The 19,103-nt window shown below is 47.5% G+C and carries 16 protein-coding genes and 5 tRNA genes; 7 read left to right on the top strand and 14 right to left on the bottom strand.

Annotated elements, in window-relative coordinates:
- Window positions 1–202: 202 nt before the first annotated feature.
- From L2712_RS07900 to orn, 14 genes are all read right to left on the bottom strand, one after another.
- A complete protein-coding gene (locus L2712_RS07900) occupies window positions 203–658 on the bottom strand; it encodes a hypothetical protein (RefSeq protein WP_033538746.1) in 456 nt (151 codons plus the stop codon).
- A 465-nt stretch (window positions 659–1,123) separates the two neighbouring features.
- Complete coding sequence (locus tag L2712_RS07895) at window positions 1,124–2,446, bottom strand: serine hydrolase domain-containing protein (protein ID WP_248977430.1); 1,323 nt, start codon at window positions 2,444–2,446, stop codon at window positions 1,124–1,126.
- Between the two features lie 90 nt (window positions 2,447–2,536).
- Entirely contained in the window at window positions 2,537–3,292 is a 756-nt protein-coding gene (locus tag L2712_RS07890) for an enoyl-CoA hydratase/isomerase family protein (RefSeq protein ID WP_033538747.1), read from the bottom strand.
- 30 nt (window positions 3,293–3,322) lie between these two features.
- A complete protein-coding gene (locus tag L2712_RS07885) occupies window positions 3,323–4,099 on the bottom strand; it encodes an enoyl-CoA hydratase-related protein (protein ID WP_248977429.1) in 777 nt (258 codons plus the stop codon).
- A gap of 73 nt (window positions 4,100–4,172) precedes the next feature.
- The gene (locus L2712_RS07880) at window positions 4,173–5,762 is read right to left on the bottom strand and encodes an AMP-binding protein (RefSeq protein WP_248977428.1); all 1,590 of its coding nucleotides are present in this window, start codon (window positions 5,760–5,762) and stop codon (window positions 4,173–4,175) included.
- 47 nt (window positions 5,763–5,809) lie between these two features.
- Window positions 5,810–6,283, bottom strand: coding sequence for a MaoC family dehydratase (locus L2712_RS07875; RefSeq protein WP_033538749.1), 474 nt, complete (start codon window positions 6,281–6,283; stop codon window positions 5,810–5,812).
- Between the two features lie 138 nt (window positions 6,284–6,421).
- A complete protein-coding gene (locus L2712_RS07870; protein ID WP_088903774.1) occupies window positions 6,422–6,880 on the bottom strand; it encodes a MaoC/PaaZ C-terminal domain-containing protein in 459 nt (152 codons plus the stop codon).
- Between the two features lie 93 nt (window positions 6,881–6,973).
- Complete coding sequence (locus L2712_RS07865; protein ID WP_248977427.1) at window positions 6,974–8,188, bottom strand: CaiB/BaiF CoA transferase family protein; 1,215 nt, start codon at window positions 8,186–8,188, stop codon at window positions 6,974–6,976.
- A 1,101-nt stretch (window positions 8,189–9,289) separates the two neighbouring features.
- Window positions 9,290–9,365 (bottom strand) — tRNA-Gly (locus tag L2712_RS07860).
- A 15-nt stretch (window positions 9,366–9,380) separates the two neighbouring features.
- A tRNA-Ser gene (locus tag L2712_RS07855) sits at window positions 9,381–9,481 on the bottom strand.
- An 8-nt stretch (window positions 9,482–9,489) separates the two neighbouring features.
- A tRNA-Gly gene (locus L2712_RS07850) sits at window positions 9,490–9,565 on the bottom strand.
- An 8-nt stretch (window positions 9,566–9,573) separates the two neighbouring features.
- Window positions 9,574–9,649 (bottom strand) — tRNA-Gly (locus L2712_RS07845).
- Between the two features lie 47 nt (window positions 9,650–9,696).
- Window positions 9,697–9,772, bottom strand: a tRNA-Gly gene (locus tag L2712_RS07840).
- A gap of 186 nt (window positions 9,773–9,958) precedes the next feature.
- A complete protein-coding gene (gene orn / locus L2712_RS07835) occupies window positions 9,959–10,504 on the bottom strand; it encodes an oligoribonuclease (protein WP_033538752.1) in 546 nt (181 codons plus the stop codon).
- Between the two features lie 115 nt (window positions 10,505–10,619).
- Between orn and rsgA the strand changes: the two genes are divergently transcribed.
- From rsgA to L2712_RS07800, 7 genes are all read left to right on the top strand, one after another.
- On the top strand, window positions 10,620–11,675 hold the full coding sequence (gene rsgA / locus L2712_RS07830) for a small ribosomal subunit biogenesis GTPase RsgA (protein WP_033538753.1): 1,056 nt from the start codon (window positions 10,620–10,622) through the stop codon (window positions 11,673–11,675).
- Window positions 11,676–11,762: 87 nt separating this feature from the next.
- Complete coding sequence (gene asd, locus L2712_RS07825) at window positions 11,763–12,623, top strand: archaetidylserine decarboxylase (protein ID WP_088903771.1); 861 nt, start codon at window positions 11,763–11,765, stop codon at window positions 12,621–12,623.
- Between the two features lie 8 nt (window positions 12,624–12,631).
- Complete coding sequence (locus L2712_RS07820) at window positions 12,632–13,522, top strand: DMT family transporter (protein WP_248977426.1); 891 nt, start codon at window positions 12,632–12,634, stop codon at window positions 13,520–13,522.
- Between the two features lie 124 nt (window positions 13,523–13,646).
- Window positions 13,647–16,835: a mechanosensitive ion channel domain-containing protein gene (locus L2712_RS07815; protein ID WP_248977425.1), complete on the top strand. Its 3,189-nt coding sequence runs from the start codon at window positions 13,647–13,649 to the stop codon at window positions 16,833–16,835.
- Window positions 16,835–17,566: a glycerophosphodiester phosphodiesterase gene (locus tag L2712_RS07810; protein WP_248977424.1), complete on the top strand. Its 732-nt coding sequence runs from the start codon at window positions 16,835–16,837 to the stop codon at window positions 17,564–17,566. The genes L2712_RS07815 and L2712_RS07810 overlap by 1 nt, the downstream gene beginning before the upstream one ends.
- A 200-nt stretch (window positions 17,567–17,766) precedes the next feature.
- On the top strand, window positions 17,767–18,693 hold the full coding sequence (locus tag L2712_RS07805) for a D-2-hydroxyacid dehydrogenase (RefSeq protein ID WP_033538758.1): 927 nt from the start codon (window positions 17,767–17,769) through the stop codon (window positions 18,691–18,693).
- 160 nt (window positions 18,694–18,853) lie between these two features.
- Window positions 18,854–19,045, top strand: a complete 192-nt coding sequence (locus L2712_RS07800; protein ID WP_033538759.1) for a bacterioferritin-associated ferredoxin — start codon at window positions 18,854–18,856, stop codon at window positions 19,043–19,045.
- Window positions 19,046–19,103 lie beyond the last annotated feature (58 nt).

Raw genomic sequence — 19,103 nt, 5'->3', positions numbered from 1 at the left:
CCCCTAATAGCCATAATCAGTTAGATTACTATCACAACAACTGGCTTTAACAGGGATGATTACGCAAATAAAAAAGAAAGGTAAGAACAAAAAAGCGATTTAAAATAGGGGGGTGCACGATAAAACACTCAATATTTAGCATCACAAACAAAAAAGGCGCACAAGGCACCTTTTTTAACAAGCGTTACAACATATTGCCGGGTTAAATATCTTCCATTCTCAGGCTGCTATGCACCAGACGTTGTTGCTGGATCTTTTCGACACGCACCAGATCATTTAAAGCATTTTTCACATCACCCGGCACAGAGGATTCGGCCGTCTTCTCAAACAGACCGATCAAACGATTATCCAGATCCAGGTGCAACTCTAACAGATCATCTTCATTCATATTGGCCGCAGGAATCACCTCCTGGCAGCGTTTGATAAAGTCTTCGAACACGATATCGTTGTACCACAGCTCTAACAGACGAGATGGTGCCTCTTCGATGTAATCATCTATCTTCTGAGACACTTCTTTTTCATGTTGCTGCAAATACTCCAGCATCAACTTCACACGAGAAGAATCTACAGCACTATGCAAACGCGCATACAGACGGGCCATTTCCAAGCGACACTTAGAGACATATGCCAACTGTTCATTAAGTTGTTGAAATCTCATCTTACCTTCTCCAATCGATGCCAATTCTAGGCGTTAGTACTGACTTGATTTCATTATGGAAGTATTTATCCCAGTTTTTTTTGAACAATGTCATAGTTTGGGCACTTCTGGAGTCGCTACATTAGACAAGCTTAAAGAATTTTATCTCACATCACGCAAATGCAAATTTTGTGATCTTCTCACCGCAGTCTTGCCAATAGTCGCTAATTTAGGGGCTTTGGCAACCTACTTGCCCGGCAACAACTGGTTTAGATTGAATCCGGTATATTGCATAAAAATTCATCCTCCGCGTCGGACAGCCACTTGTTAAGGCGCGAGAAACCTAGACACTTTCTAGCGACTGCAATGAACGCCTATAACACTATGCCCCCCGGCTTTAAGTGAAAACGTATCTACGCCAGCAATACAAAAGCGGCACCCATTGGGTGCCGCCTTACGAGTATTCAACTTGCGATTAAGCGCGGTTTATTTGTCGAATAAGCCTGACGTGGCAATTTTACGCGCATAGCGGTGGCCAGAGTGGTCTTCGTTATTGACGTTGAAATATACAATCACTAGGTCTCGGCTAGGTGATACATATAAACCTTGAGTCATCAAACCACCTTTCCACATATCGCCATCAGCCCAAAGTACATCCCACTGGCGGCTGTTAGCAACGATATCGGTAGAACCTAAATAGTCTTCCATAACAGCGCCATCGAAGCCTTTCATAAAGAATTCGTGAGAACGTTTTTCAGTTTGAATGCGTTTTAGAATGTCATCTGAAACTACTTGTTCGGTAGCGATTTTGTTCCAGCTTGGCGTGTAAAGCATACCAAAGCGTGCGAAGTCTCTCAGGTTGCTAGAGATTAAACCATGAGCCGCCACAATACCGTCTGTAGTCATGTGTAACTGTAGCGAACCTTCAGCGCCCACTTTTGACCATACTCGGCGGTCAAATATTTGATGCCAACGTTCATGCTCTACTTCTTCAGCAATAAGCACTAACATTTGAGTGAGGCCTGAAGCGTACTGAAAAGACAAACCTGGTTCTTCTTTAGCTTTAGTGCTTTTAAGTACTTCTGCCAAAGTTTCTAAACCGTGTTTTTCATTAGGGAAACCAAATTCAGCTTCATAAACACGGCGTGCCACGTTATTGGGATCAAAGCGAGACTCGCTGGTATCTTCCAAATCCATACCGGTCGCCATATCCAAGATATCGCGTGTGGTAATGCCGTCCCAATCGGTGCCTTTAAAATAAGTTAAGTAGTTAGTTACTGGGGCATTTTCGTCAATTTTGCCTTCACTGATAAGCATGTCGATCAATAAACTAGCGGTAGGTTTCGCTGAAGACATCCAAACATGAACATCCTCTTGGCGCATCCGTGGGTATTTTTCGTATACGATATTGCCTTTGTGCACCACGAGGAAACCCTGGGCACCATCAGATTGCTCTAAAAACTGATCCAGCGTCAGCGGCCCTTTTAACTTACTCTCTGACGTCATGTCAGATTTTATTAAGCCCACTTCAGGCATTGGCTTTTGACCCAATGGCATCACCGCTTGGCGAGCGGGTAACACTGCCGTAGGTAAAAACTCAGAAGCGCGCATGTTGAAATAAGCAGAAATATCACCGCCTAAAAACAGCTCGCCATAGTTTGCCTCACGGGTGGCCTTCTCGAGCTCTATTGGAAAACCATTTTTAAACTCAATAAGAGGTGTTTTATCTTGAGCCATCGCTTGCGGCAAAACGCAAGCAAACGCAGAGGCTAAAAGCACAGATTTGGAGACTTGACTAAACTTTTTCATGATGAATCCTATAAACAATATCTTGTTTCATAAAGTCTATAAGCCATAGCGGCCTTATAAGCTTAAAGCTAAATACCTAGCCACCAGCCGTTATTTTGCTTGCCAGTTAGGTGCACGTTTTTCAGCAAAGGCGGTAGCACCCTCATTGGCATCTTCAGTAGCCATTAGCCATTCAAACGCTGCTTTCTCAAGTTTCACTGCTTCAGGCAGTGGTAGATCTAAGCCGTTCATTACGGTAGATTTCATTTTCTGTACGGCAAGTGGTGCCGAACTGACGATATCTTTGGCGATCTGCTCACATTTCGCCATTAACTCTTCAGCGGGAACCATGTGATTAACTAAGCCAAGACGTAGCGCTTCTGGGGCATCGATGCGGTTACCTGTGTAAAGCAATTCCAGCGCGTTGCCCAGAGGGATCACGCGTGGTAAACGTTGGGTACCGTGACCACCAGGGATCCAGCCAAGACGAATCTCACCAAAACCAAAGTGTGCATTATCGGCACACACGCGGATATCCGCTCCTAAAGCTTGCTCCAAACCACCACCGTTACAGTGGCCGTGAATAGCCGCAATAACAGGTTTTGTCATGGTCATAAGACGTGGGTATAGGCGGTCAACAAAACCATCGGCCGCAGGAGAGTTCACCCATTTGATATCAGTGCCCACACAGAATGCGCGACCTTCACCGCTGATGATACCAACACGCAGCGTTGGGTCGTTTTCCAGCTCATCCCAGGCATCGGCGATCGCATTATAGGTTTCACCATCACAGGCATTCATCACCTCAGGACGGTTGATTTTTACATGCACAATACCCTTGTTCTTTTCGACGATTACTTTACTCATAATATTTTCCTCAATACTTACCTGTGAAAATTAATATTTTTTGTAATTAGGTTTACGTTTTTCGGCAAATGCAGTCATGCCTTCGCGCTGATCTTCTGTACCAAACAGGCCATGGAATAAGCGACGCTCAAGGTTAAGCCCAGGTGCCAGTGGCACTTCGGCTTGTTGGTTAACGGCTTCTTTACCCGCTAACACGGCTAAACGGGGGTTGCTGGCAATGGCACTTGCTACAGCCATGGCTTCATCGAATAATTGACCGTCTTCAACGACTTTAGTGATCAAGCCGATGCGCTCTGCTTCTTCGGCGCTGAAAGATTTGCCAGTCAGGATGTAATACATGGCCTTGGCTTTGCCTACCGCACGCGTTAATCGAGCCGGACCACCGCCGCCAGGAATCACGCCTAGCGTCACTTCAGGTAAGGCAAATTTAGCGGTGCTATCGGCAATGATGATGTCGCACATCAAAGCGATTTCGGTGCCGCCACCAAAGGCAAAACCACGCACAGCTGCCACTACTGGTTTACGCAGCTTAGCCACTTGGTCCATATAGGCCGCAAGGTTGCCACGATAAGCCGAATCAAAGTCTTGTGAGGCAATCCACTTTAGGTCTGCGCCAGCACAAAAGGCTTTGTCGCCACCCGCCAGTACCATGCAGCCTATCGCGTCATCTGCATCGAAGGCTTTCAGTGCATCGGTCACATCCATTTCTACTTGTTCGTTCAAGGCATTTAATGCTTCAGGGCGATTAAAAGTCACCACTCCCACATTGCCAATCTGTTCTGTAGTTACATATTTGTAGGTCGCCATCTTTAGCTCCTGATTAATTACTAATTCTTTACAAGTTTTTGATATTGAGTTGAAAATCGCGTCAACAATGAGCTTATGACTCGATTGGAGGCAGTCGTTCTCTCAATACTTTTTTCGAAATTCTGTCTAGGGTTGAGCGTGGAAAGCTCGCTACAATCATCACGCTTCTGGGGACTTTGAAATCCGCCAGTTTTTCACGACAGTGGGCTATCACTCTCTCACTCACTTGCTCATGTTTGAGTTTTTTGCCTTCATCACTCAGTGAAACAAATGCAACTGGGACTTCACCTAACATGTAGTGCTGCTGACCAACCACGGCACACTCCATCACCAAACCGGTTTCATCTATGGCAGTTTCGATCTCTAGTGCAGCAACGTTTTCACCGCCAACTCGCAACATATCTTTGTAACGCGCGACATAATGCAGCCAGCCTTGCTCATCGATGCGGATGATGTCGCCGGTATCGAGAGCGCCACTCTTATCGAACGCTTCCGCGGTATGGTCTGCTTGTTGGTAATATTCTTTAAACAGCGTCACGCCGCGCTCGCCACGCACGAACAAGAGACCTTGCTCGCCTGGCCCGGCTAAACGCCCATCTTCTTCCTTACGAATTTCGATATCGTAGAAGGGTGAAGGACGGCCAATGCTCCCCGCAGGACCTGGGTGAAACGGGTCGGTCACTATGCAAGCAGAGAGGGTTTCCGTCATGCCCCACATCGCCATAATTTGTACACCAAACTCTTTTTCAAGCTCGGGCATCAGCTCAAGCCCCATCATCACTCGGACTTTATGGTCTGAAGGCACTGGCTTACCTTTAAGCGCTTTAAAAGCGAAAGGAATCATAGATATCCAAGTGATATCATGAGCAACACAAGCATCCCAAAAACGCGATACTGAGAATTTAGGCTGCACAACGACAGTACCGCCGACCCACAAGGTGCTTAATAAACTGATCTGCGCGTTGGCATGAAACAGGGGGAGAAAGAGTAAAGTTCTGTCGTCGTTATTTAAACGCAGGTTGGTTGACATCGACTTACCCGCCCACAATGCATTGGCATTGCTCCACATGGTGGGTTTAGGGCGTGAGGTGGTGCCTGATGTAAACTGAACCGCAAAATTACGCTCAGGATCGCTCGTCAGCTCAGGAGTGGGCTCATTGCACGCGAGATCGGCAAAAGATTCTGTATGTAAAGTGGCAACAGCTTTTGGTGTCATCTCCCCAGAGACAATCACGGGCGTTAAGTCGCCGCATGCTTCACGCACCACATTTGCATAGTCTGCTGACGTGATCGCACACACAGGGTTCATGACCTGCGCGAAATAGTGAACATTTTCCGCCACTGAGCGCGTATTGGTCGTCACCGGCACAGCACCAAGATAGGCACAGGCAAACCAAGCGATAAGAAAATCAGGAGAATTGTCAAAATGCATTAAGACAAATTTTCCTTCACTTACCCCGCGCTTTTTCAGTCCGGCTGCAACCTGCTTGGCTGCAAGTGATAACTCCGCATAAGTCCAAGATTGACTTGGGCTGTCATCGAAAGGAGACCAAACAACAAACGGCTTGTCTGGTTGGCGCTCAACCCATTGGTTCAGCAGCCAAGCAACGTCCATACAACGAAACTGTTCCAATTTAGAGGCTTTATGTTCGTTTACTTTCATCGACTTATTCTCCTTTCAACGATAATTGGCGAAATGAACCTTAAAGACTAAGGATTACGTTTCTCTACATAGATAACGTGGTGAGCGACGCATACAACTTGACCATGTTGGTTAGTGGTCACTTTCTCTTCAGTGATCAAACCGTGAGTCGGGCGTTTAGGATGATCTTTTTTCTCAATCACAGTCATGGTGACTTGAATGGTGTCACCTTCAAACACAGGGTTTGGATAACGGATTTTGTCGTAGCCGTAAGACATGCCATGTGGATTTAATGGCTCACCTTGAATGCATAAACCCGTGCTGATACTAAATGTCGCGTTGCCATGGATAATCGGCTTTTTAAACGGTTGTGTCTTACACCACTCAGCATCTGTGTGGTGTGGCATCCAGTCACCCGAATGCATTGCGTGCATAACAAAATCAGTTTCTGTAATGGTTCTGCCTGCAGTCGTACGTGTTTCGCCGATTTCAAAATCTTCAAAGAATTTGGCTACTTCTTTATACTTCGCTACTTCACTCATATCTGTTCTCTCTTTTTGAATTCTGCATGTCGCAGAATTTAAGGAAATTTAGCTTGGCATCGAACATCTGCACCATGCCATCTGGCTGAGCCTATCCTCGCTGAATATCAATAGCGGGGTAGGCTCAATCACTTGGGGTTATGCCGTAGGAGTTCGCTTGGTCACAAACAACTCATGCTCAACATAAGCCACGGTGTCGCCGCGTTGGTTAGTGGTCACTTCGGTCTGTGTTATCAGGCCGTGTGTTTTCTGCTTAGGATGGTCTTTCTTCTCAATGATGGTGACTTCTACCTTGATAGTGTCCCCAGGAAAGACAGGCGCTGGATAACGCACTTTGTTGAAGCCGTAAGCCATGATGTTTGGATTTTCTGAAGAAGACTGGAAAATCAAACCAGTACTGACACAGAAAGTCAGATTGCCGTGGGCAATACGCGTTCTAAATGGTTGCTCTTTAGCAAATTCTTCGTTGGTGTGATGCGGTTGCCAGTCACCACTGTGCATGGCATGCATGACAATGTCGGTTTCCGTAATGGTGCGTGCGTTAGTGACAAAGCTTTCGCCAATTTCGAAATCTTCAAAAAACTTATGATCTGACATGATATTTACCCTCTATTTGAATTTGAAAACCCAACCTGGCCATAGCCTTATAGATACACCCAGGTTGGTATTACATCTTTTCGCTTGATGTGATTAACGTGGAAGTCCAACGGCTTTCGCTGCAACCAGTGCTTGCACTTCTTCTTCGCTATAGCCAAGGCCAGTTAGCGCAGACATAGTGTGCTCGCCAACTTTAGGTGGGTTTTGCGGCTTAACCTTGTTAATGCCGTTACCTTCAACCTGGATTGGGCTATCAATGGTGCGGATACCGTCAGTACCCTCTACTTCAGGGAAGCAGCCATTGGCGATCATGTGCTCGTCACGAGTACACTCTTCAGTGGTTTGCACCACGCTGAAGTTGACTCCGAACTCTTTTAGGCGTGCTTTTACCTTAGCGAGATCATGCTGGCCAACAATCGCTTGCATCTCATCAAACAGCGCTTGATGGTTTACCGCGCGCTGCTCAGGCGTTGCGAAGCGCTCATCACCTTTTAAGTGATCCGCGCCGAAGGCATCGCGCAAGTTATCAACGTTGTTTGGGTTCAGCTCAACGATAATGACATAACGGTTATCTTGGGTTTTGAACACACCACCAGTGACTGGGTTTGGCCACTCTTCACGGTGATACTTCTTCATCGCTGGTGCGCCAACTAATGCGGCCTGCATCATGCTTGAGTTAGCCCACAAGCCGTTATTCATCAGAGAGGTAGAGACTTTAGAGCCTTTACCGGTACGCTCTTTATGGAAAAGGCCTGTCATTACTGCACTGAATAGCGCCGTGGCGGTATTCAAGTCGCCGGTGCCAACTGGGAGCGGAACTGGGCCAGCTTCTTTCGGACGCAGCTCTTCCATAATGCCTGTACGTGCATACCAAGCTGTCATATCAAAGCCTGGGGCATCTTTGTCTGGACCTTCCAAACCGAAACCGTTAATCCAGGCGTATACGATTTCTGGATTGACCGCTTTGATATCTTCGTAGGTGTGCTTAAGGTGTTTTTGCACATTACGTGGAGAGTTAGTTAAGAACACATCCGCCGTCGCGACTAACTTAAGTAACGCCGCCTGTGCTTCTGGCTGTTTCAAATCCAGAGCCACTGACTTCTTAGTGCGATTCTGTGTATAGGTGGTGTAGGCTATTTTGCTTTTTGGCATGCCAGCAACCATGTGACCATAGCGCCATGGGTCGCCTGCTAGCGGTTCAATCTTAATCACTTCAGCACCGTGGTCGGCAAGCATTACGGTTGCAGATGGTGCAGCTGCCATTGATGCAACTTCAATTACTCGGATACCTTCTAGAATTCCAGCCATTGTGGAGTCTCCTAATTTGAACTAAATCTACAAAACCTACGCATTAATAAATCTATTGATTGCAATGTGTTGGCTTAACTAAAAATCCAGTACAACTTGATTGTTCAACGCACCTTGGTTGCAAAATGAACTCAAGTGACTGATTACGTGAACCGGCCAAAACAGCAGGGACCATAGTTGGGGTGATAAAATCGCAATGTTAATTTGCATTGTGATTCTGCCTCCCCTTCTCGATTCACCAGAAAGTAGTCAATGTATGATTAGGTCCTCCTCAAGCTAGCGGGGGGAACTCATCTTTGTTGCCATCTCTCCGTCTTGTGATTAATTTATGCCAGTTTTTAATATACGAACAATACAATTTGAAGGACCCAATCCTTCAAGCAACTTTTGGTAACTGAGCATGCTTTAGCCGATAAGCCAGGATTCAAAGGAGCTAGATTCAATCGAGCAAGTGCCGCTGACGGCAAACTCAGAGATAAATCGAAGTAAGATGCTTTGCTGTAAAAAACAAAGGGTGTGAGAAAAAGCTTGCTGGGGCATATTGGCTGGCCCCATACCTCTGCAAGATACGCCCAGCGCAGCATACAGAGAGTCAACTGAGCTAATGTTGCCGATAGTGGCAAAAACACATAAGTGAAATAACGTGCTTCTATGGGATTAAAAACTTTAGATGGGAAATTTGCAGCAACATATAGAGTTAGACGCATAAGCCCTACAAACTGGACCTAAGCCTTGGCAAGGTATCGCCCTTACTCTGCACAAAGCAGCAACTGAGCTAATGTCGTGATTAATTTTAAAGGGGAAGTTAAAACCGAAAAGAAGATTGGAGCGACATATCGGCTTAGAATCAAACAACCGATGACCTATACCTTGGCAAGGTATCGCACTTACTCTGCACAAAGCAGCAACTGAGCTAATGTGGTGACTAATTTCAAAGTGGGAGTTAAAACTGAAAAGAATATTGGAGCAACATATCGGCTTAGAAACAAACAACCGATGATCGATACCTTGGCAAGGTATCGCTATTACTCTTCGCAAAGCAGCAACTGAACTAATGTCGTGATTAATTTTAAAGGGGGGAGCTAAAACTGAAAAGAAGATTGGAGCGACATATCGGGTTCGAACCGATGACCTATACCTTGGCAAGGTATCGCTCTACCAACTGAGCTAATGTCGCATAAATCTTTAAACTTGGAGCGACATATCGGCTTCGAAACAAACAACCGATGACATAAACCTTAGTAAGGTATCGCCCTTTTGCTCTATACAAAGAGTCAACTGAGCTAATGTCGCATAAAATTTGGAGCGACATATCGGGTTCGAACCGATGACCTATACCTTGGCAAGGTATCGCTCTACCAACTGAGCTAATGTCGCATAAAATTTGGAGCGACATATCGGGTTCGAACCGATGACCTATACCTTGGCAAGGTATCGCTCTACCAACTGAGCTAATGTCGCTTAAAATCTGTGAGTCTGGATATTGGTGTAACCAAACTTTTGTAATTTGGAGCGACATATCGGGTTCGAACCGATGACCTATACCTTGGCAAGGTATCGCTCTACCAACTGAGCTAATGTCGCATAAATTTTTTCGAGCTAAATTAACTGTCATCATCAACAAAAGGTATCGTCTTTCACCTTTTATCAACTGAGCTAATGTCGCATTTCAATCTCTACCAACGAACACGCTAGTAAAAAGTTGAGGCCGCATTATAGGAGAATTTCGCCCCTCTGCAACCCCCTAATTTAAAATTTTCTATCGTTTGGTCAAATTTTAAATACTTTCTCGCGATAATATTGCAGTTCGGCAATCGACTCTTGAATATCAACCAAGGCTTGGTGAGTCCCCTGCTTCTTGAAACCGTTCATCACCTCTGGCTTCCAGCGACGCACTAACTCTTTGACTGAACTCACATCAATATTGCGGTAATGGAAATAATCTTCCAAGGCTGGCATGTAACGATTCATAAAACGCCTGTCCTGGCCAATGCTGTTACCACACATGGGTGAAACACCTGCCGGGACATGTTGTGAAAGAAAGGCTATCGTCTGCTCTATGGCATCTTGCTCACTAAAGTCACTCGCTTTGACTCTTTCGATCAAGCCTGACTCGCCATGGTGCTTCTGATTCCAATCATCCATGGCGGCTAATACATCTTCACTCTGATGAATTGCAATCACGGGCCCTTCGGCCAATATGTTTAACTCTTTATCTGTCACGATTGTCGCGATTTCAATAATTCTATCAACCTCAGGCTCTAACCCTGTCATCTCAAGATCTACCCAAATCAGATTCGTTTCATCTGCAGCCATATATCTGCCTTATCAATGCGTGTTTGCCTAAATTCAGGCTTTTTTATTTAAGACCGTGTATCATACTGCTTTTTTAGATGACACAAAATAACCTTATTTTGACGATGACGATATTGTGAGTAAGAAGAAACCCCTAAGCCAAGGTCAACGCCGTCGCATGCGTGCCAATCAAGAGAAGCGTTTGCAGCGAAAAGACACCGAAAACGCCACCGTTGAGTTACAGGATAGCTCACTGGGACCAGAGCAGCTCGGCACCGTCATTTCTCGTTTCGGTCAACATGCTGATGTTGAAACAGAAAGCGGCGAACTGGTTCGCTGTAATATTCGCCGAAACATTCAAAGCTTGGTCACTGGCGATAAAGTCATTGTTCGTCAGGCCACGGAAACCAGCGCCACCATAGCTGGCGTCGTCGAAGCCGTTCATCCTAGGCACTCGTCACTCTCACGCCCGGATCTGTATGATGGCATCAAGATTATCGCCGCTAATATCGACCAGATCCTTATTGTGTCGTCAGTGGTCCCTAGTTTTACGACCCAAATTATCGACCGCTATCTCGTTGCTGCCGAAGACACAGGCATAGCCCCTGTCATCATACTCAATAAGATCGATCTGCTTAGCGACGAAGAGGCTCCTCAGGTCGAAGCGGCGCTAAAGCGGTATCAGGCCATTGGCTACTCCGTCTATCAAGTCAGTAGCAAGTCAGGCGAAGGGGTTGAAGCCATTAAAGCCCTGTTAAAAGATAAGGTCAGCGTATTTGTTGGTCAATCGGGTGTGGGTAAGTCTTCGCTTATTAATGCTCTGTTACCAGAAGCTGAATTGATCACAGGTGATGTATCTGAAACATCAGGCTTGGGTCAACACACCACTACCACGGCCAAACTGCTGCATTTCCCCAGCGGCGGCGATCTGGTGGACTCTCCGGGTGTACGAGAATTTGCCCTATGGCACTTGCCTGCCGAGCGCGTAGGCTGGTGCTTTATTGAATTTAGAGATTACCTCGGCACCTGTAAGTTCAGAGACTGTAAACATAAAAATGACCCGGGCTGCGCCATCACCCAGGCTTTCGAGGAGGGTAAAATCTCCCAAGACAGATACAACAACTATCATCGTATAATCGATAGCCTAGATGAGCAGCGCCATGCCCGTCATTTCAGAAACGACACCGATTAACTGGGCCTGTTGTTCTTTGCTTAAACTTGAGAGATCAACAGACCCTAAAGTAAGAACAGCCAGATTGGATTTGAAGGAAAACATACTGTGGACAAATTGAAGATTGCCTTGCAATACATAATGCCAAAGCACCTGCTATCACGACTCGTGGGTAAACTGGCAGCCGCCGAACTCGGCGCAGTGACCACAAGTGTAATTAAATGGTTTATCAAGCAATATAAAATAGACATGAGTGAAGCCGCCGCAAGCGAACCTGAAGCCTATGCCAGCTTCAACGCCTTCTTCACTCGCGCCTTAAAGCCCGGTATCCGTCCTCTGTGTGATGATGACGACTATATCGTCCATCCGGTAGATGGTGCGGTCAGCCAGTGTGGTCCCATCAAAGAGGGTCGCATCTTTCAGGCCAAGGGACATGAATATTCATCACTTGCCCTTTTAGGCGATCAAAGTGATGATGCCAAACGCTTCGAAGGCGGTGACTTTGCCACTATCTATCTGGCACCTAAGGACTACCACAGAATTCACATGCCCATCAAAGGCACTTTGTCTAAGATGACCTATGTACCGGGCGAACTGTTTTCGGTTAACCCTCTGACGGCGGAAAATGTTCCAGGTCTATTTGCCCGCAACGAGCGTGTGGTCGCCATCTTCGAAACCGAAATTGGTCCTATGGCCATGGTATTAGTAGGTGCGACGATCGTCGCCAGCATAGAAACCGTCTGGGCTGGCACAGTCACGCCACCGACAGGCAAGAAGGTGTTTACCTGGGACTATCCGACCGAAGGCCCAGAGGCAATTACCTTAGACAAAGGCGACGAGATGGGGCGCTTCAAGCTGGGTAGCACAGTCGTGATGCTGTTTGCCAAAGACGCGATAGAACACTTTGCCGATGGCGTAGAGCCTAAGGCCGTCACCCGCATGGGACAAGCCTTCGCCAAAATCGATTAGAGGAAATATTGAATACGCACAGCAGCGAACGCTCGGGATTAATTGAACTGCATCTGGCCGTCCTACTGTTTGGGGGAACGGCACTCTTTTCCAAACTGATCCCACTCAGCGCCCTGGATATCACGGCGCTACGCTGCTGCATCGCCGCACTTGCTCTCGGCCTATTGGTTAAACTGAGTGGTCATCACCTCAAGCTTAATCAAGTTAAAGACTACTATATTGCCATTGGGCTAGGCATCATCGTCAGCCTCCACTGGGTCACCTACTTTGCCGCCATGCAGCTCTCGTCTGTGGCCATCGGCATGATAGCCTTCTTTACCTACCCTGTGATGACCGTTCTGGTCGAGCCATTTTTTACCGGCAAGCGACTGGAGCTGGCCGATATTATCAGCGGTATCTGCGTACTCCTTGGCGTAAGCTTGCTGATCCCCGAAGCCAACCTAGGGAATGATGTCACCCTAGGGATCATCATAGGAGTACTCTCTGCGGCTTTGTTTACCGCGAGAAACCTACTGCATAAGCGCTACTTTGCCAGCTACACGGGCGCCCAAGCCATGTACTACCAAACCGGCGTCAGCGCACTATTTCTGCTACCCTGGCTCGAGGTCGAGCCCAGCAGCATCCAAGCCAACGTCTGGTGGCTAGTTATCTTATTAGGTATCGTCTTTACCGCCGCGCCCCACGCCCTATTTACCTCGGCGCTGCGCCAGCTCAGTGCCAAGACGGTCAGTCTGGTCTCCTGCCTGCAACCCCTATACGGTGCCCTACTGGCCCTATTAATCTTGGGCGAAGGACTGGCGCTGAAAACCTTAATCGGTGGCGCCCTGGTGGTGTTTACCGCTGTATATGAAACCCAAAAGAGCCACAAAGCCAATCGCGCTCAGAAGGCCAGCCGTTAACCCTCTCGCGTCTGTGGCAAACTTCTCTCCACTCGGGTCAAATTAAACGATTCATAGATATCATTTTTAAACTAACTTGGTAATATATATTCGTCCATTCATGCTGGTGTGAACAAAGCGGCTTATGTCTCGTATTTTACTGATTATTCTCTGTCTAATCTCTTTCTCGGGCGCTGCAAATTCGCCCTTGAACCTCAATAAGCGTCTTGGCATAGGACAGGATTCCCAGGTCAGTAATAAAAGTACCGCAGAGCAGCTAGCGATCCTTGAGCAGCAGCTTACAGAGCAAAAAGCCCTGCAATCCAATTTTGATGCCATCATTCATAGCTATGAGAGTCAGAAGCAGGCGCTAAACCAGCAACAAAAAGACTCCACCTCCCCCCTTGAGTACAACCCCAATCAAGATTTGAGTCAGCAGGCGTCACTCTCTTACCTCAGACTGTCAGAACTCAAGGACACAGAGGCCAATCTCGCCAATCAGGTCAATGAGCTCATTAAGCGGCAGCGTCAGCTTCCTAGCCTGATCAGCCAGGCCAACCTCACCTTGTCTAAACATAAACAGGCCACTGAAAACGACAACCAGCCTCTGAGTGAGATGCAGCGCCGAGTCTATATACAGACGCTGTCGACACTCGAGTCGGAACTGGCAAGCAGCCAGAAGCAGATCGCTCTGACCCAAAAGCAACTCGCCTTAGTGCGCAGCCAGCTGGTGCAGCAAGAAGCCTTAATTGAAAAACTCAACAGCGCCATTGCCGAACAGCGCCATAAGGCAACCGCTGCGACCATTGCCGCCAGCCAGATAGAAACCAGCATCACAGACGATGCCATCGCCCTCAAACTTAACGCGCAGAATCAGGCCTATGGCGAACAGCTTAAAGAGCTGACTCACGCCATGACAGCTGCAGTCAATAAGCAGGAGCAGGCAGAGACCCAGTATCAATTACAGGCTAAGCAGCTCACTAATATTCAACAGCAGATAGGCTTGGTTAAACTTAATTCGGCCTTTGGCGAGCGCTTCTTACGCATCCTTTACTCCCTGCCTAAGCCGCCGAGCCAAGATAAGATTAGCAATGAGATCGCCAGTGCACGTCTGGCACGCTACGAGATAGAACAAGAGCAAGCCCTGCATCCTCTGCTCAGCAATAGCGAACAGGCACTGACGCCACTGCAGGAAAAACTCCTGAGCGCTCAGCAAACACTGCAACGTCAATTACTGGAAAATTATGATCTCTACCTGGGCGAACTGGCAGAGCTCAGAGTGCAATATGAACAGCTAGCCCAGCAGTATCAAACGCTCAAAACCACACTTAACGAACACCTATTTTGGGTGGCAAATGCCAATAGCATAGATGGCCACTGGGTAAGTGATCTACTCCAAAGCACTCAGTGGCTACTCACCCAGGCACCTTGGCATCAGGTAAAAGACTCCCTGAGTGAACAGAGCACTCTCTGGTCATGGTGGGTGATCTTAATGGTACTCTGCTTGGTGATGCAGGATCTGATCACGCCCAAATTTACCCAATTGATGGCGAAAAACGTCACCTATGTGGGCAACGTTACCCAAGATAAGTTTATCTATACCTTCTACACTCTGGTGGCCTCCTTACTCTACAGCACCATTAAGCCACTTCCGCTGATAGTCGGTGGCCTTATCTTCCACCTAAGCGACCATAACCTGGTCTCCTCTCTTGGGATGGGAGTTTTGGCCATAGGCATGCTGTATCTGCTATACCGTTTCACCTATCTATTGGCATTAGACAATGGTTTGCTAATCGGCCACTTTAAAGGAAATAAGCTTATCATTCGCGCCGGCCAGCAACGTCTGCGCGCCCTGACAGTGCTGGCCATGCCCATCGTGGGTGTCGTCGGGTTTACCGAGACCTTAGAAGCCTCTATGGTACGTAACAGCTTGGGGCGCGGGGCCTTTATTCTGCTGGCGGTCATGCTGTTTTGGTTCTACCGGGATCTTTTGAGCCTATCGAAGCTAGAACATCACTATCACCAGAATGATAAGAACAAACGACTACTACAAAAGCTGCTCTGGTCGATACTCATCTTATTGCCACCCATCTGCGCAGTACTGGCCTTTAGAGGTTACTATTTCACTGCCTACCAGATGCTACTACAGCTTCAGCTTTCATTGATCTTGTCTTTAAGCTTTATCCTGCTGTATCTACTGATAAAGCGCTGGATGTTAATCGAGCGAAGACGCATAGCCTTCAACCGTGCCAAGGCTAAGCGCGCCGAGATCTTGGCTCAGCGTGAAAAAGAGGACGATCCCAACAGCAATGAGCCTCCCGATACCTATGAAGAGCCGGTGGTAGATTTAGAAACCATCTCCAGCCAATCTCTCGGACTGGTGCGCTCACTGCTCACCCTGGCATTTTTAATCAGTCTGATAGGGCTCTGGACACAAACCCATAGCGCCATCTTCTCCTTCTTGGACGGCATCACCCTATGGACCAGCTCGAGTACAGTCGATGGTATCGCTCAGCAGCTTCCCATCACCCTAAAGTCCCTGCTGCTCGGACTGATCATCGTCGGCTTCTCGCTGATGATTGCCACCAATTTACCTGGTCTGTTAGAACTGATGATCCTACAGCGACTGGATCTCTCTCAGGGCACAGGCTTTGCGGTCACCACAGTAAGTCGCTATTTAGTGGTCTTCTTCGGTATGCTCAGCGGTTTTTCCACCCTGGGGATGGAGTGGTCTAAGCTACAGTGGCTGGTTGCCGCTCTCTCTGTAGGTCTGGGTTTCGGTCTGCAGGAGATCTTCGCTAACTTCATCTCGGGTCTGATCATACTGTTTGAGAAACCAGTACGAATCGGCGATACCGTAACCATTCGTGAGCTCACTGGTACCGTCAGTAAGATCCAGATCCGCGCAACCACCATTGTCGACTGGGATAGAAAGGAGATCATTGTTCCCAATAAGGCCTTTATTACCGAGCAGTTGATTAACTGGTCTCTGTCAGATCCTATTACCAGGGTGATCGTCTATGTCTCTGTTGCCAGAGATTCAGATCCGGCGAGGGTAGAAGCCGCCCTGTACCAGGCGGTTGAAGAGTGTGATGACGCTTTGACGACACCTGAACCTGAAGTCTGGTTTGCAGGTTTTGGTAAGCATACCCAAGATTATGAAATTCGCGCCTATGCCAAGGATATGAACACACGTTGGCCACTCAGACACAAATTGCATAAGCAGGTGAGTAAAACACTCAGAGAGAACAACTTAGAGCTCGCCTATCCACAACTTGAAGTGCATATTAAAGGTGGTCAGAACAAAGAGACTCAGGGGTTAATTAGAAGCTAATGCGTATCTATGCTCATCGTGGGGCCAGTGGCTACGTTGCCGAAAATACCCTGGCTGCCATCAAAAAATCGGTCGAACTTGGCTGCAACGCGGTCGAGATAGATGTCCACAGTGTCGAGGGAGAACTCTACGTATTCCATGACCGTAGACTCGATGGTAAAAGCTCTGGAACTGGGCTGATTGAAGAGGTCACCCAAGAGTATCTGGCAAGTGTCACCGTAGATGGCGAGCCCATCCCAAAACTTTGGGATCTGCTGGTCTATCTGCAATCTTTTAACGCCCTGATCAACATAGAACTCAAGGGATTAAACTCTATTGAGCCCTTTATGGCACTCTATCCTCAGATACTAAACAAGCTTAGTTATCGCGCCGATCAGCTACTTATCTCCTCTTTTCATCACGGCTTCCTGTTTAAGCTACGACAAGCCTACCCAGAAGCCGTGCTGGCACCGCTTATCGAAGGCGTACCAGAAGACTTAGCCGCCATCGTTACTCGCCTCAATGCCTTCTCTTTGCACCTGAGCATCAACTTCGTCAACCGAGAGTTAGTACAAGACGCCCATGCCCGCGGTGCTATAGTATTTGTCTATACCGTCGATAATCGCGACGATATCCATTATCTCGCGCAGATGGGCGTCGATGGCATTTTCAGTAATTTTCCTGATGTCAGCGCAGACTGTGTTCATCAGTTGTTGCTCACGCGTGAGGCCGCAAGTACCTACTCTCCTTAACATGCCCAACAAATAAGCAAATCTCATAAGCGGTATAGACACCTTTGGCTTTTTTTGTAACTGTAAACTTAACGCTTATCCAAACAAGAGAAGCCTCTCAACGAGATCATCACACAGGGCTTAGCAGCCAAAAGACAATAGCAACTGATGCAAATCAGGGTCTAACAACACAAAAATAAAAACAGCAACAAGGACTCGCTATGGAACACAAGCTACTGCTACTCACCAGCGACAACGACAAATACCGCACTTTACTCGGCTCTTGTCACCTTCCTCATCTAACACTGCTTGGCGACGATCCGCAAAGCATACTCGATGCCGATATCTGGCTGGCCGAACCACCACTAGCGGCGCCATTAGTCGGCCACGCCAAACAGATAAAGTGGATGCAATCCACCTATGCTGGCGTCGATCTTCTGGTGAAACCCAGGCTACGCAGAGACTATATGCTCACCAATGTGCGGGGCATTTTCGGCCCCTTAATGAGCGAATACCTGTTTGGCTATCTGCTGGCCCACCAGCGTCAGCACAAGCAATATCAGTCGCAGCAAGCTGAAAAAATATGGCGTCCCGGTAATTTTCGCACTCTGCAGGGACAACACCTTCTACTGCTCGGCACTGGTAATATCGCCAAGCACCTCGCCCAGACTGCAAAACATTTTGGTATGCGGGTCACTGGGATAAATCGCGGCGCTAAGCCAACCATAGGCTTCGATAATGTCGATACTCTGTCAAACCTATGTCACCACATAGGCCAAGCCGATGCCATCGCCGCTATCTTACCCAGCACGCCGCAGACGCAAGGCGCACTCAATAAACAGTTGCTGGAGCTAATGAAACCCGAAGCCATCCTCTTCAACTTGGGACGGGGTGATGTACTGGACCTTGACGCCCTCTTCGCACAATTACAGCAGCATCCACAACAACAGGCTATTTTAGATGTGTTCAATCAGGAGCCGCTGCCGGCAGAACACCCCATCTGGTCACTGGAGAATGTCATCATCACCCCTCACATCGCCGCCCCTAGTTTCCCTGAACAGGTGGTAGAGATCTTTGCCAACAACTACCACAAATTCATCAAGGACGAGCCCCTAAGCCATAGGGTCAACTTCGAGCGCGGCTATTAAGCCGGCGTATCAGACAGATCCCCCATAACCTGGGGGATGGATCACATTTTTTAATTACGCAGATTATTGCCCTTCGCTACTGTCTATAACTAGCCGTTATTAGCATTGAGAATCGTTTTCATTTATACTTGCATGCATCTGAAGTAGAGGGGTTAAATCAATGTACGTTTGCTTATGCCATGCTATTACCGACAAGCAAATTAAAGAAGCCGTAGATCAAGGTGATATGTCGCTAGCCGATGTCAAGCGCCGTCTAGGTGTTGGTAATCAATGTGGTAAATGCAGCCGAATGGCAACTGACATCATTCAGGCAAGACTGGATGTCACCCCCAATTTCTACGAAGTGGCTTAACGTCTACTTCTACCCTTATTCCATAAAAAAAGCTGCTTAATTGCAGCTTTTTTTATGG

Source organism: Shewanella marisflavi, from assembly GCF_023283925.1.
Taxonomy (GTDB): domain Bacteria; phylum Pseudomonadota; class Gammaproteobacteria; order Enterobacterales; family Shewanellaceae; genus Shewanella; species Shewanella marisflavi.
Note: the sequence above shows the minus strand (reverse complement) of the source record. Positions and strands in the feature narration are given on the sequence as shown.

Coding starts and splice junctions, on each gene's coding strand:
- L2712_RS07900 (WP_033538746.1), bottom strand. CDS start 658: ATGAGATTTCAACAACTTAATGAACAGTTGGCATATGTCTCTAAGTGT.
- L2712_RS07895 (WP_248977430.1), bottom strand. CDS start 2,446: ATGAAAAAGTTTAGTCAAGTCTCCAAATCTGTGCTTTTAGCCTCTGCG.
- L2712_RS07890 (WP_033538747.1), bottom strand. CDS start 3,292: ATGAGTAAAGTAATCGTCGAAAAGAACAAGGGTATTGTGCATGTAAAA.
- L2712_RS07885 (WP_248977429.1), bottom strand. CDS start 4,099: ATGGCGACCTACAAATATGTAACTACAGAACAGATTGGCAATGTGGGA.
- L2712_RS07880 (WP_248977428.1), bottom strand. CDS start 5,762: ATGAAAGTAAACGAACATAAAGCCTCTAAATTGGAACAGTTTCGTTGT.
- L2712_RS07875 (WP_033538749.1), bottom strand. CDS start 6,283: ATGAGTGAAGTAGCGAAGTATAAAGAAGTAGCCAAATTCTTTGAAGAT.
- L2712_RS07870 (WP_088903774.1), bottom strand. CDS start 6,880: ATGTCAGATCATAAGTTTTTTGAAGATTTCGAAATTGGCGAAAGCTTT.
- L2712_RS07865 (WP_248977427.1), bottom strand. CDS start 8,188: ATGGCTGGAATTCTAGAAGGTATCCGAGTAATTGAAGTTGCATCAATG.
- orn (WP_033538752.1), bottom strand. CDS start 10,504: ATGGCTGCAGATGAAACGAATCTGATTTGGGTAGATCTTGAGATGACA.
- L2712_RS07815 (WP_248977425.1), top strand. CDS start 13,647: ATGTCTCGTATTTTACTGATTATTCTCTGTCTAATCTCTTTCTCGGGC.
- L2712_RS07810 (WP_248977424.1), top strand. CDS start 16,835: ATGCGTATCTATGCTCATCGTGGGGCCAGTGGCTACGTTGCCGAAAAT.
- L2712_RS07805 (WP_033538758.1), top strand. CDS start 17,767: ATGGAACACAAGCTACTGCTACTCACCAGCGACAACGACAAATACCGC.
- L2712_RS07800 (WP_033538759.1), top strand. CDS start 18,854: ATGTACGTTTGCTTATGCCATGCTATTACCGACAAGCAAATTAAAGAA.